Origin of the sequence: Kitasatospora sp. NPDC059648 (assembly GCF_042734825.1) — a bacterium.
In the GTDB taxonomy this organism is placed as follows: Bacteria; Actinomycetota; Actinomycetes; order Streptomycetales; family Streptomycetaceae; genus Kitasatospora.
This window is the reverse complement of the sequence record NZ_JBHWDU010000015.1, coordinates 65,317-78,733: the sequence shown is the minus strand read 5'-3', so window position 1 is coordinate 78,733 and position 13,417 is coordinate 65,317. Positions and strand designations below refer to the sequence as shown.

Genomic DNA, 13,417 nt, shown 5'->3' with positions numbered 1-13,417 from the left:
ACCGACGGGCCGGACCGGCCCAGGGCGGGGCGGCCGGGCGGCGGGGACGACGAGAGCCGCGGTCCGTGGCCGGCGGGCTGCGGGCCGTTGCGCCGAACGGCGGTCCGCCGGAGATGCCGCAGACCATCCGGTCGCCCAGTCTTGGACGGGATCCGGAGTGCTCGGCGTGTCCTCGCGATCCCGTCGCCCGTCCGGAGCGCCGGCATCGATCGGAGGGACGGCGAAGTGACGGAACAGCGTGGTCGGCCCAGCCGCGCCCGGTGGGTCCGCGCCGGATCCACCTGGCTGCGGGGGCGGACGGCCACGCTGCGCGACGCCCCGTTCCCGCGCCGGCTGGTGGCACAGCTGGTCCACGTCCACGTCCTGGACACCGCCACCCGCCTCGCGGCGCAGGCCTTCCTGACCGCCGTCCCGGTGCTGTTCGTGCTGGCCGCGTTCATGCCCCAGGCGGTGCGCAACAGCGTCTCCGAGTCCCTGCGCACCGTCCTGGGGCTGCGCGGCGCCTCGCTCGACGAGGTCAAACAGGTGCTTCGGAGCAACCGGACACAGACCACCGACGCTTTCGGCGCCGCCGGAGTCCTGGTCACCCTGCTCTCGGCCACGAGTTGCAGCCGCGTACTGCAGCGCTTGTGCGAGCGGAGCTGGCACCTGCCCCACCTGTCGGGACGCCTGGCGGCCTGGCGGTGGCTCGCCTGGCTGTTGGTGTGGCTCACCGCCCTGACCGTCCAGGGGCAGGTGCGGTCCGGGTTCGGAGTGGGCCACGGCCTCGGGATCTTCCTCTACCTGCTCACGGGCGCCCTTCTCTGGTGGTGGACGCAACACCTGCTGCTCGGCGGCCGTGTCCGCTGGCTCCCGCTGCTGCCGGGGGCCGTGCTGACCGGTGCCGCCCTGACGGCGCTCTCCTCGGCGTCGCGGCTCTACATTCCCCGCTCGGTGGACCGCAGTGTGACGCAGTTCGGTCCGCTCGGCCTGGTCTTCACCCTGCTCAGCTGGCTCATCGTGGTGTTCACGGCCGTCACGCTCGCGATCAGCACCGGGTACGTGGTGGCGGGCCAGGGCCGACTGGCCCGGCTGCTGTCGACTCCTGAGCCGGCCCCGGCGGACGACTGAGGTCCGCGAGAAGCGGCCCGGCCCCCGGCTGGTCGCCAGGGGCCGGGCCGGCCACGCTGTCCGGGCCCGGGACGGTCGTCCTGCGGGCCGTCAGGTCTCCTTTCCGGCCGTTCCGACACACAGCGCCCAGATGACGAAGACGTCGATCGCGATCAGGACGACCGCCCAGACGGGGTAGTAGGGCAGCCACAGGAAGTTGGCGATCATTCCCAGCCCGGCGACGACCACGCCGACGACACGGGCCCAGACGGCACCGCTGAACAGCGCCACGCCGGCCAGGACGAGGACGGCCCCGAGGATCAGGTGGATCCCTCCCCGTCCGTGGTGTTCATCGAGTACACGTAGTGACGGGTGACGACTATCAGGTTGTCCTTGGCGATGCCGGCGATCCCCTCGAAGATCGCCATGATGCCTCCAGAAATCAGCATGATCGCGGCGAAGGCGGTCCACCCGGTCGCGAAGGGGCGGTGTCCGGGTGCCCGGGCGGTGCGGTCCGCATCGGTGACGCTGCTGGTCATGACATGGACTCATTCGGTAGCGGCAGCCTCGCCGGGAACGGGAGGCGGGAGGGGGGAGAAGTCGCGTGGAGGGGATCCGGGGAGCCGGCACCCGCCCGGCTCCCGACCCGCTCGGCCGGAGCGGGCAGGAGGTCGGTGAGGCGCAGAACGACGAGGATCCGGCAGAGCCCGGGCCGGACGCCGACGAGCCGGAACCCCGCGTGGTGCACGCGGCAGATCCGGCGCGCCTGGAGGAGGGCGCGCACACCGGCGGCGTCGCAGAAGGCGAGGGCCGCCACGTCGAGGTCCAGCTGTGGCGGGCGAGCCGCGAGGGCCCGCACGACGGCGTCGATCACGAGCGGCGCGGTGGCGATGTCGAGTTCGCCCTCCAAGGCCACCGACGCGGTGCCCGGGGACGCCTCCGTACTGGTACGGAGCAGGTAGTCGTCTTCCATAACGACCGCCTCGCTAGCTCGGCTGGCTGAAGAACCTCGGAACCGAAGCCCTGCGGCCACCGTAGGGCCGGCCCTTCCGGCCGGGCAGGGCCCCACGGACCGCGGCAGGGGTCCGTCCGGCCCTGCCCGTCGCCCGGTCGCCCCCAGGAGCGGCGCGGTGACGCGCAGCCCTGCGGGCGTCCGGCCCCCGGGTCGTGGGCCGGACGGCCCATGGCACCCCGCGCGGACCCTGCGAACGTCGGAAGATAGGGATCGTCCCACCGCATCCGACAAGGAGGCGAGGCACATGCCCGGCACCCACCACCAGGTACCGCGTCGCACCGGCGCAGCCGGACCCACGGAGCTCGGACGGGTCGACTGGGTCGTGATCGGCTCGTCGATGATCGTCGCCGGCGCGATCAGGCACGCACTGTCGGGCGTCGCCGCGATCGCGAAGGAGATGCTGCGCCCCGCTCCGGAACGTGCACCCGCGTCGCACCGCCCCGCGCCCGCTGCCGCCCTGAGCGTCGACGAGAGGGACGGATGGATCCTCATCAGCGCCCTCTTCCTCCTGACCGGCGCGATGGCCCACGCCGGCGCACGCGTCCTGGAGAGCGTCAGGGCGGCCACGCACCCGGCGCACCGGCGGGTGCGTGCGTGACGCCCTCAGCACCCGGAACAGGTGACCGGCGCCCCGGGGTCTGCACCCGATCGGCGGCCCAGGGGCGGCCGACCGGGGCGGGGGCCGCCACACTGGCCCGGTGGAACCGATGACCGCCGACGCCGTCGCCGCGGGGGAACGGGCCCGCGAGCGCACACCGCGCTCGGCCCACGGAGCCCGGCCCCGCCGACCACGCCGCTCCTCACCGCCGCGGTCTGCGACGGCCGGGTCGACGCGCGCGGGCGTGTGAACCCTTCGGGAGGTGTCGTGAACCGGTGGAAGGCGCTGATCATCCTCGGGATGGCGCAGTTCCTCATGGTGCTGGACGCATCGGTGATGAACGTGTCGATCAGCCAGCTGGTCATCGACTTCGACACCGAGGTGACGGCGATCCAGGCGGTCATCACGCTCTACACGCTGGTCATGGCCGCCTTCATGATCACCGGCGGCAAACTCGGCGACATGTTCGGTCGCCGCCGGGTGTTCGCCGGCGGGCTCGTCGTCTACGGGGTGGGATCGACGCTCACCGCCGTCGCGCCCACGCTCGGGGTGCTGGCACTGGGCTGGTCCGTCATCGAGGGTTTCGGTGCCGCGCTGGTCCTCCCCGCCCTCGCCGCCCTCGTGGCGAGCACCTACCAGGGCCGGGACCGCGCGATCGCCTACGGGGTCATCGGCGGCCTCGCGGGTGCGGGGATCGCGGTGGGCCCGCTGCTCGGCGGGTGGGTGACCACGTACCTGACCTGGCGCCTGGTGTTCGCCGGGGAGGCCGTCCTCGTGGTGGTCATCCTCCTCCTGATCCGCTGGATCGCGCCGCAGCCCGCGCCCGCGACCCGGCCCCGGCTCGACCTGGGCGGTGTGCTGCTGTCGGTCGCGGGACTGGCCCTGGTGGTGCTGGCCGTGCTGCAGAGCAGCTCGTGGGGATGGCTCCAACCGCGCAACCCCCCGTTCACCGTGTTCGGGTTCTCCCCGACGGTCTTCGTCATCGCTCTCGGCCTCGTCCTCCTCTACCTCCTCCATCTCTGGGAGGAGCACCGGGCGGACCCGTTGGTGCGGTTCAGCCTGTTCCGCATTCCGAGCCTGCGCTCCGGCCTGTTGATGCTGTTCAGCCAGAACGTCATCCTGCTGGGCCTGTTCTTCGCCATTCCGCTGTACCTCCAGGTGGTGCTGGGGCTAAACGCCTTCGAGACCGGGCTGAGACTGCTGCCCGTGTCGGTCACGATGCTCGTGGCGGCGCTGAGCGGCCCCGCGCTGAACAGGTTCGCGTCCCCGCGGACAGTGGTCCGGACCGGCCTGCTGGTGCTCTTCGCCGCGACCCTGTGGATGCTCGGCACCATCAGGCCCGAACTCGACGACCTGTCCTTCGCCCTGGCGATGGCGCTGCTCGGTCTCGGCATGGGCCTGCTCGCCTCCCAGCTGGGCAACGTCGTGCAGTCGAGCGTCGGCGAGTCCGAGCGCAGCGAGGTCGGCGGCCTGCAGTACACCGCCCAGAACCTCGGGTCGTCCCTGGGCACCGCGCTGATCGGGGCCATCGTGATCAGCGCCCTGGCGGCCGCCTTCACGGCAGCGCTGGCCGAGGACCCGGCGATCTCGGAGACGGTCCGCCGACAGGCCGGCGTCCAGATCGAGTCGGGGCTCAACTTCGTACCGGCCGACCAGGCCGCCGCTGCCCTCGCCAAGACCTCGATCCCGCCGGAGGAGGCGGACGCCGTCGTCTCGGCCTACCGGACGGCCCAGCTCAACGGCCTGAAGGTGGCCGTTCTGGCCGCCGCCGGCATCACCCTGGCCGGCTTCCCCTTCACCCGTCGGCTGCCCGCCACCTGGAGCGGCCTCGGCCGCGTCCCGGCCCGCACCCGCGGTACGCCTCCGGGCGGCCCAGGTGATCCCACCGAACAGCACGAGGAGCTGCCATGAGCGACACCATCGACGAAGAGTTCAACGAAACCGGTCCGATCGACTACCTGATCGTGGAGTTCCCCGGTACCCGTCTGACCGGCGAGGGCATGCCCCTGCTCCTGGACCTGGTCGAACGGGGCATCATCCGGATCCTGGACCTGACCTTCGTCAAGAAGGAGACGGACGGCTCGCTGACCGCGCTGGAGCTCGCCGATCTGACCGGCGACGGACAGCTCGACCTCACCGTGTTCGAGGGGGCCTCCTCGGGCCTGCTCGGCGACGACGACATCAGCGAGGCGGCCAAGGCCCTGGAACCCGGCAACTCGGCCGCCGTCCTCGTCTACGAGAACCTCTGGGCCGCTCCGATGGTGGGAGCCCTGCGCCGCGCCGGCGCCCAGCTCGTCGCCAGCGGTCGGATCCCGGTCCAGGACGTCCTGGCGGCTCTGACAGCCGTCGAGGACGCCGACAGCCCGGTCTGACCGGTGCCGTACGACCCGCACCGACCGAAGCACGACCGAAGGAGGAACCCGTGCCCGGACTGATTCGAGGAGTGGCCCGCACCGCCGTGGTCGCGGGGACGGCCACGGCCGTCTCCAACCGCGTCTCACGGCGGCAGGCAGGCCGGTGGGCCCAGCAGGACGCGCAGGCCGCCGCGTACCGGGAACCGCCGCCGGCCGCCGCTCCCAGCAGCACCGACGACACGATCGCCCAGCTCCAGAAGCTCGGCGCCCTCAAGGAGCAGGGCATCCTGACCGAGGCCGAGTTCGCCGCCCAGAAGGCGAAGCTCCTCGGTACCTGACCCGCTGCGGGCCGGACGTCGCTCCGCCCCGTGATCCCTCAGCCCCGGCCGCGCTTCCCCGGCCGGGGCAGTCCTTTCAGGCCGGCGGTGACCGACAGGCCCCGTTCCCGCCGGACGATGCCCGTCACCGCCCCCAGGATGATCACCACGCCGACGGCGATCAGCCAGGACACGAGGAAGAAGACCACCCTGATCGGGGGCGGCGAACTGAATGCCCAGGTTCATGAAGCCGGCGTCCTGCAGCCGCTGCCGCAACGCCCCGGCCCAGGTACCGGAGAACCGCTTCCTGCCCGACTCCACCGCCCGCCTGACGTGCCGCACACCCCACCGGTCATCGAACCCCGTGCTCCGTCTCCCCTTCAGCCCCGGACCCCAGGGGCGGCCGCCCCCGCACCGCTCGGACCGATCCGCAGCGTCAGGACGTAGGAGACCACCACCGAGACGATCACCAGCGGCATGACGGTGAGCCCGTCGGTCCCCAGCAGCAGGGTCGCGAGCAGCACCGAGGTCATCGGCAGCCGCAGCAGCGCGACGCACATGGCACCGATCCCCGTCGCGAACGCGGCGGTGATCGGCAGCCCCGCCAGGTGGGAGAGGGCCGTGCCCCCGGCCGCTCCCACGAACATCGCCGGGAACACCGGCCCGCCCCGGAAGGCGCTGAGCGAGGCGGAGTAGGCCAGTCCCTTGCAGGCGACGAGCAGGACCAGGGCACCGGCCGAATAACCCGCATGGCCCGCCAGCAGTGGGCCCATCACGCCCTGTCCGGAGTAGAGCACCTCGGCCGCGCCCTTGCCGGTGGCCTCGGCGTAGGCGATGGCGCACCCGGCGACCACCAGGCCCATCACCACCGTCGCGGGTACCCTGCGCCGCTCGACCCGCGCCCGGAGCACGAGGGCCAGCCGACGGATACCGGCGCCGAGCAGGGCCGCCGCCACCCCGACCACCAGCGCCCAGCCGAACTCCGGGAGGTCGGGTCGGTCCGCGTGCGGCACGTCGGTCAGCGTCAGGGAGTAGGTGCCGAGGCCGGTCCAGCTGCCGAGGCCGAGGAAGACCAGGGAACCGATACCGGCGGCGAGCAGGCCGGGGACCAGCACCGCCCCCATCGTCGGGCCCCCGAGCCCCGAGGCCTCCATCAGCAGGAAGGCGCCCAGCAGCGGCGACCCCAGCAGCGTGCTGACGGCGGCGAAGCTTCCGGCGGCCCCGACGACGGCGACGACCGGCGGGGCGACGACCGGCGGGGCGACGACCGGCGGGGCGACGACCGGCGGGGCGACGTCCCGGCCGGGCCGCTCGACCGCCAGCACCGCCAGCCCGCCGCCCAGGGCGATCAGCGGCGCCTCCGGTCCCAGGACCGCGCCCAGGCCGAGGGTGGCCAGTGCGGCGAGGAACACTCCCGGTAGCTCGATCGCGCTCGGGGCTCCCATGGTCACCAGGCCCGCGGTCGGTTCGTGGCCGCCGGTACCGGGGAGGTGGCGGACGGCCGCGCCGACCAGCAGCCCGGCGACGCCCAGCAGCGGCAGCGGCCACCAGGGCGGTGTCCCGTGGAAGCCCAGCGCCTTCGGCAGGTCCGTGTAGGTCGCCGACTGCAGTTCGGAGACCAGGGCGAGGAAGCCGTAGGCCGCGGCCGAGACCAGCACCCCGAGGACGGCCGACAGCGCCAGCAGCTTCAGGTAGCCGAAGGTGCGGACGAGCGCCGCCGGATCCGATGAGTCCGCGCCGGGTGCCGGGGACCGGTGGTCGGCCGACAAGCGCATCGCCCTCCTCGGCGCCGGTCTGCGGGTGGACACGCGGCGGCGGCCGCGTCCCCGACGTCTATCACGCAGCGGCCGCCACCGCGGAACGATCCGGACGCGGCCGGTCGGCGCTGCGCCGAGCCTCACCCGCTCGGCCCACCGCCGGAGCCCGTGGTGTCCGCGCCGTCAGCGACCGGGCGGCCCCGGATCGATGTCGTCCAGGTCCCAGGTGAGGTGGTCGGCCAGGGCCCTGAGTCCGTCGATGCGGGCGAGTTGGAGGCAGAGGGTGGCGGCGTCGCCGCGGGTGCGGGTGCGGCCGGTGACCGAGAGCAGGCCCCGTTCGCAGCGGATGTGCAGGGAGGCCGGGACGACTCCGCTGCCAGGGGTGAGGGCGAGGGCGAACGCCTCGGAGCGGACGGCCTCGTCGTCGCGGCGCAGTGCGTCCAGCAGGTCGTGCGTGGAGAGCAGGCCGGTCAGGCGGCCGTCGGCGTCCACGACGGGCAGGTGGTGCACGGAGTGCTCGGCGACCAGGGCCACCGCCTCGGTGACGGTCGTGTCCTCCGTGACGGTGACCGCCGGGGAGGCCATCAGGTCCCGGGCGAGCAGCTCCCGGTCCGGGTCCTGCGCGGCATGGGCGGCGAGGAGGTCGGAGGCGGCGACCACACCGGTGACGGTGCCGTCCGCGCCCACCACGGGCGCGATGCCGAGCCGGGAGGCGATCAGCACGGCGGCCACGGTGGCGAAGTCGGTGCGGGGGGTGACGGCGACGGCGGCATGGCTCATGCAGTCGCGGACCCGGGTGCGGGCGGGCGTGCGTGCGGACTCGACGGCGGGGAAGGTGTCGGCCGCCGTTCCGTCGAGGATGCTGTGCTTCATGACGGTTCACTCCCCTTCTGCGGCCGTCGGACGCCGCAGCCGTCGCAGGTAGGGGTCGAAGGACGGACGGCGTTCGAGGCGGACCCGGGCGTCCACGCAGAGCGCGCCGTCCGGGCGGGCGATGACGGGGTTGAGGTCGGCCTCGACGAGTTCGGGGAAGTCGTCGGCGAGCCGGGACAGCCGGGCGAGGACGGACCGTACGGCGGCGAGGTCGACGGGAGCCGCCCCGCCGTTGCCCAACAGCAGCGGCGCGCTGCGCAGTTCGGTGATCATGGTGCTCAGGTCGCGTTCGCTCAGCGGGGCGAGCCGGGCCACCCGGTCGGCCAGCAGGTCGGCGGCGGTGCCGCCCAGGCCGAGGACGATCAGCGGGCCGAACACCTGGTCCTGCGCGACTCCCGCGAGCAGCTCGACACCGGGCGCGGCCATCGGCTGGACCACCGCTCCGGCCAGATCCGGGCCGAACCTACGCGTGAACTCCCGGTAGGCGGAGCGCACGTCGGAATCGCCGGCCAGCCCGGTGCGCACCGCGCCCGCGGCGCTCTTGTGCACCTGCCCGGGCCAGTACGCCTTCAGCACCACCTTCCCCTCGTGCCCGAGGCGACGCAGCCCGTCGGCGGAGACGGCCGCCATGTGTTCGTCGCGGGCCCAGACGGTCGTGGTCAGCGGCAGCCCGTAGGCCTCCAACAGGTCGGCGGTGGACAGCGGGTCGAGCCAGCCGCCCTCGGGGTGGGCGGTGAGGTAGCCGTCCACCACACTGCGGGCGGCGCGCCGGTCACAGTCCGGGGCGTCGGCCGCCGGCGAGAACGGCTCGGCGAGCCGGCGGGCGCGGTCCCTGGCGTGGGCGAGGGCCCGGGCGGCGGAGAGGCTGTCGGAGTAGACCGGAAGGCTGCCGCCGTCGGCGCAGCCGCGGTAGCGCACGGGCACCTGCTGGTCGAGCAGCACGGCCGCGATCGGGACGCGGCGTCGGGCCGGGCCCTCCAGGAGGGCGGGCGCCGGATCCTGGCCGGGGGTCTCGCACAGCGCCGTCGGCACCAGGCAGACCAGGATCGCGTCGACGGCCTCCTCCAGCTCCAACGCGCGCAGGAACAGCGCGAGTTCGGTGGGGCGCACCGCCGCCGTGGTGTCCACCGGATTGCGGACGGAGGCGCCGGGCGGAAGCAACTCACCCAGCTCCGGGCGGAGTTCTGGCAGTGTCAGGCCCGCCTCGGCGCAGGCGTCGGCGGCCAGGACGCCGATTCCGCCCGCGTTGGACACCACGGCGACCGCGCCGCGCGGTGCGGGCAGCGGCTGGGCGTGCAACAGGGCCGCCACCTCGACGAGTTCCTCGATGCTGCGGGTCGCGGTGATGCCGGCCTGACGGAACAGCGCCTCCCGGGTGACGGTGGGGGTGGCGGCGGCCGCGGTGTGCGAGGCTGCGCCCCGGCGGCCGGCGGTGGAGCGCCCGGCGTCGACGGTCAGCACCGGGATGGTCCGGGTGACGCGGCGGGCAGTACGGGCGAAGGCGCGCGGGCTGCCGAAGGACTCCAGGTGGAGCAGCGCGAGGTCGGTACGGCCGTCCGACTCCCACCACTGGAGCAGGTCGTTGCCGCTGACGTCGTACTTGTCGCCGAGTGAGACGAAGCTCGACACCCCGATGCCCAGCCAGGCCAGCCGCTGGAGCAGCGCGATCCCCACGCCGCCGCTCTGCACGGCCACTCCGGCGGTGCCCGGCCTCGGGAAGGCGCCGCCGAACTCGGCGTCCAGCCGTACGGTGGGATCGGTCTGGGCCATGCCGAGGCTGTTCGGGCCGACCAGTCGCATGCTGTGCCGGCGGCAGGCCCGCATCAGTCGGCGGGCTTCCTCCGGCCCCAGGCCGGAGGTGAGCACCACCAGCGCCCGGACGCCGACGGCACCGCACTCCTCGGCCGCATCGGGGACCGCTCCGGCGGGCACCGCGAGCACCGCGAGGTCCGGCACGGCGGGCAGCGCGCGGACCGACGGATGGGCGGGCTCGCCGTCGATCTCCCGGGCGTGCGGGTTGACCGCCCAGACCTCGCCCTCGAAGCCGCCCCGCCGGATCTTCCCGAGAACGGTCCGCCCGACCGAGCCCGCCCGCCGGGACGCCCCGATCACCGCTACCGAGGCCGGACGCAGCAGCGCCGTCAGGCTCGCGACGTCGGCGCGGCGACCGCGTTCGTCCACGGCCGAGCGGTAGCGCTCGCCGCCCTCGTCGTCCAGCGGCACCCGGATCCTGACCTCCCCCTGGGCGTAACGGCGCTCGACCGGCAGCCCGAGGTCGGCGAAGACCTGGTGGACGGCCCGGTTGCCGAACAGGGTGTCGGCCTCGAAGAAGCGGATGCCGACGGCCCGCGCGGCGTGCACCAGGTGTTCCAGCAGCAGGGTGGCCGCGCCCCGGCCGTGCCAGCGGTCTGCCACCGCGAGCGCCAGCTCGGCGGTCTGCGGCGGCTCGTCCAGCAGCTCGCAGTCCGCCTCGCCGACCAACTCCTCCCCCGCCCAGGCGCCCAGCGCCAGCAGGCCGGGCCGCGGCGCCCCGCACAGCCGGTCGGCGGCCTGCTGCGGCGCGTTGCGGCTCACTCCGAGGAACCGCAGCCGCCGGCTCTCCTCGGACATCCCTTCGGTGTGCAGATCGAGCACCGACCGGTGGTCGTCCGGGCCCAGCGGCCGGAGTTCGACGGTGGTGCCGTCGGCCAGCAGGGCCTCGACGGTGTTCCGCGGCGGGTGGACGGTCGACATGGCGCCTCCTCGGCCTTCGCCGTGCTACCCCTCCAGCCTCCGCGCCCGCCGCCCACCAAGGCAGGGCCGACCGGCCCCGACCGGCCCGCCGAAAGACGTCGCGGGCCGAACGACGTTCTTCGCGGGCCGAACCCAGAGGGGGGCACGCCGGTGACGGGGCCGGCCCCCGGTCGACGCCCCATGCGGAGCCGACCGGCGGCCGACGCCGACGCCGACGGCGAGCGGTCCGGCGCCGGGCTGCGCAGACTGGAGGCAGGCCAGTCGGCACGGAGGTCGCGTCGTGGCAGCAGACCCGCCGGCGGGACACCCGGACATGCCGGACCCGTGGACACTCCGCTACCAGGGCTCCGACCCCGTCGAGGAGGGGCTGCGCGAGGCCCTGTGCGCGGTCGGCAACGGCTACCTGGTCAGCCGGGGCGCCGCGCCGGAGTCCGTCGCCGACGGCGTCCACTACCCGGGGACCTATCTGGCGGGCTGCTACGACCGGGCCGAGTCGACGGTCGCCGGGCGCACGGTCGCCAACGAGGACCTGGTCAACTGCCCGAACTGGCTGCCACTGACCTTCCGCCCGGCCGACGGCACGTGGTTCGCCCGGCCGCCCGCCGAGCAGACCCTGGAACTGGACCTGCGCCGGGGCCTGCTGACCCGCAGCGCGCTGGTGGTGGACGAACGGGGGCGGCGGACCCGCCTGGTGCAGCGCCGCCTCGCCAGCCAGGCCCAGCCGCACCTGCTCGTCCTGGAGAGCACCTTCACCCCGGAGAACTGGTCCGGGCCGCTGGAGGTCCGCTCGGCCCTGGACGGCGATGTCGCCAACACCGGCGTGCCCCGCTACCGGGGACTCACCGAGCGCCACCTCGTCCCGGCCGGTCAGGGGGTGGACGAGGCGGGTCTGCTCTGGCTGGAGGCCGGTGCCGCCCACTCCCCGCTGCGGATCGCCCTGTGCGCCCGGACGAGTACGGACCGCGCGACGCGGGTGAGTACGGAGTGCCGGGAGGGCTGGGCGGCCCACCACCTCACCCTGGACGCCGAACAGGGCCGGCCCCTCACCGTGACGAAGACCGTCGCGGTGCACACCTCACGCGACCGGGCGATCGACACCCCGCTGCGCGCCTCCCGCCGGCTCGCCGCCGAGGCCGGGAGCTTCGACCAGCTGCTGGCCGAACACGCGCTGCGCTGGGCGGAGTTGTGGCGGCGCTGCCGGATCGAGGCGGACTTCGACGGCGCCGGCCCGCTGCATCTGAACCTGTTCCACCTGCTGCAGACCTACTCCGAGCACTCGATCGACCTGGACGTCGGCGTCCCGGCCCGCGGGCTGCACGGCGAGGCGTACCGGGGCCATGTCTTCTGGGACGAGCTGTTCGTGCTGCGGCTGCTCAACCTGCGCTTCCCGGAGCTGGCCCGCGCCGTGCTGCGCTACCGCCACCGCCGCCTCGACGCCGCCCGCCGCCAGGCCCGTGGACTCGGCCTGCGCGGGGCGGCCTACCCGTGGCAGAGCGCCGCCGACGGCCGGGAGGAGTCCCAGCAGCTGCACCTCAATCCGCTGTCCGGCCGCTGGCTGCCCGACCACAGCCACCTGCAGCGGCACGTGGGATCAGCCGTCGCGTACAACATCTGGCAGTACTACCAGTCCACCGGGGACCGGGACTTCCTGGCCACGGCCGGCGCCGAGACGCTGCTGGAGATCGCCCGGTTCTGGTCCTCGGCCGCCCTCTACGACCGTTCCCACGAGCACTGGTCGATCCGCGGCGTGCTCGGCCCCGACGAGTACCACGACGCCTACCCCTGGGCGGCCCGGCCCGGCCTGGACGACAACGCCTACACCAACGTGCTGGCCTCCTGGGTGCTGGCCCGTGCCCGGGACGCCCTGGACACCCTGCCCGGCTACCGCCGCGACGAGTTGCGCGAACGCCTCGCCCTGGACGACCTGGAACTGGACCGCTGGCAGGAGGTCGGCCGACACCTCCACGTCCCGTTCCACGACGGCGTGTTGAGCCAGTTCGACGGATACGAGCGGCTGGCGGAACTCGACTGGGAGGGCTACCGGCGCCGCTACCCCGACCTGCGCCGGCTCGACCGGATCCTGGAGGCCGAGGGCGACACCGTCAACCGCTACAAGGCCTCCAAGCAGGCCGACGCGCTCATGCTCTGGTTCCTGTTCTCCGCCCGCGAGGTCCGCGACCTGCTGCGGCGCCTCGGCCACCCGGCCGGCCACGAGCTGCTGCGCCGCACCACCGACTACTACCTGCGGCGCACCGTGCACGGCTCGACGCTCAGCTCCGTGGTGCACGCCTGGGTGCTCACCCGCTCCGATCGCCGCGCCTCCTGGCACCACTTCCGCGAGGCCCTGGTCGCGGACCTCCGCGACAGCCAGCACGGCACCACGGCGGAAGGCGTCCACCTCGGCGCCATGGCGGGCGCGGTCGACCTGCTGCAACGCTGCTACACCGGCCTGGAGGTCCGCGAGGACGCCCTCTGGCTCGACCCCCGCCTGCCGTCCGCCCTCGGCCGTCTGGAACTCGACCTGCGCTACCGGGGGCACTGGGGCCTCACCGTCGCCGTCGACCGCAGGACGGTCACGGTCGGCCTGCGCGAGGACCGCCAGGAACCGGTCCGGATCCGCCTGCGCGGCACCGAGGCGACGATCCGGCCCGGCGAGACCCGCCGCTTCCATCTCTGACGCC

The 13,417-nt window shown here is 74.1% G+C and carries 11 protein-coding genes and 1 pseudogene; 6 read left to right on the top strand and 6 right to left on the bottom strand.

Translation table 11 applies throughout. The features are described 5' to 3' along the window. Positions 1 to 225 precede the first annotated feature (225 nt). Entirely contained in the window at positions 226 to 1,110 is an 885-nt protein-coding gene (locus ACFV1W_RS12485) for a ribonuclease BN (RefSeq protein ID WP_380415674.1), read from the top strand. A 90-nt stretch (positions 1,111 to 1,200) separates the two neighbouring features. Here the strand turns inward: ACFV1W_RS12485 and ACFV1W_RS12480 are convergent. Beyond that, a pseudogene (locus ACFV1W_RS12480) lies at positions 1,201 to 1,628 on the bottom strand (hypothetical protein). Continuing rightward, positions 1,625 to 2,062, bottom strand: a complete 438-nt coding sequence (locus ACFV1W_RS12475; protein ID WP_380415672.1) for an STAS domain-containing protein — start codon at positions 2,060 to 2,062, stop codon at positions 1,625 to 1,627. Before ACFV1W_RS12475 ends, ACFV1W_RS12480 begins: the two are co-directional and overlap by 4 nt. A 286-nt stretch (positions 2,063 to 2,348) precedes the next feature. On the opposite strand from ACFV1W_RS12475, the gene ACFV1W_RS12470 reads away from it, so the two are divergent. From ACFV1W_RS12470 to ACFV1W_RS12455, 4 genes are all read left to right on the top strand, one after another. Beyond that, positions 2,349 to 2,702 (top strand): hypothetical protein, encoded by a 354-nt coding sequence (locus tag ACFV1W_RS12470; RefSeq protein WP_380415670.1) that lies wholly within the window; start codon positions 2,349 to 2,351, stop codon positions 2,700 to 2,702. A 267-nt stretch (positions 2,703 to 2,969) separates the two neighbouring features. Next, entirely contained in the window at positions 2,970 to 4,613 is a 1,644-nt protein-coding gene (locus tag ACFV1W_RS12465; RefSeq protein WP_380415668.1) for an MFS transporter, read from the top strand. Further along, positions 4,610 to 5,074 (top strand): DUF6325 family protein, encoded by a 465-nt coding sequence (locus tag ACFV1W_RS12460; RefSeq protein WP_380415666.1) that lies wholly within the window; start codon positions 4,610 to 4,612, stop codon positions 5,072 to 5,074. The genes ACFV1W_RS12465 and ACFV1W_RS12460 overlap by 4 nt, the downstream gene beginning before the upstream one ends. A 50-nt stretch (positions 5,075 to 5,124) precedes the next feature. Then, positions 5,125 to 5,394, top strand: coding sequence for an SHOCT domain-containing protein (locus ACFV1W_RS12455; RefSeq protein WP_380415664.1), 270 nt, complete (start codon positions 5,125 to 5,127; stop codon positions 5,392 to 5,394). A gap of 38 nt (positions 5,395 to 5,432) precedes the next feature. On the opposite strand, the gene ACFV1W_RS12450 is transcribed toward ACFV1W_RS12455, so the two are convergent. From ACFV1W_RS12450 to ACFV1W_RS12435, 4 genes are all read right to left on the bottom strand, one after another. Next, positions 5,433 to 5,582: a hypothetical protein gene (locus ACFV1W_RS12450; RefSeq protein ID WP_380415663.1), complete on the bottom strand. Its 150-nt coding sequence runs from the start codon at positions 5,580 to 5,582 to the stop codon at positions 5,433 to 5,435. Between the two features lie 171 nt (positions 5,583 to 5,753). Then, entirely contained in the window at positions 5,754 to 7,148 is a 1,395-nt protein-coding gene (locus ACFV1W_RS12445; RefSeq protein ID WP_380415662.1) for a chloride channel protein, read from the bottom strand. Positions 7,149 to 7,313: 165 nt separating this feature from the next. Next, complete coding sequence (locus ACFV1W_RS12440; RefSeq protein WP_380415660.1) at positions 7,314 to 8,003, bottom strand: CBS domain-containing protein; 690 nt, start codon at positions 8,001 to 8,003, stop codon at positions 7,314 to 7,316. A gap of 6 nt (positions 8,004 to 8,009) precedes the next feature. Next, entirely contained in the window at positions 8,010 to 10,736 is a 2,727-nt protein-coding gene (locus ACFV1W_RS12435) for a GNAT family N-acetyltransferase (protein ID WP_380415659.1), read from the bottom strand. Between the two features lie 280 nt (positions 10,737 to 11,016). Between ACFV1W_RS12435 and ACFV1W_RS12430 the strand changes: the two genes are divergently transcribed. Continuing rightward, a complete protein-coding gene (locus ACFV1W_RS12430; RefSeq protein WP_380415657.1) occupies positions 11,017 to 13,413 on the top strand; it encodes a glycoside hydrolase family 65 protein in 2,397 nt (798 codons plus the stop codon). The last annotated feature ends 4 nt before the right edge of the window (positions 13,414 to 13,417 follow it).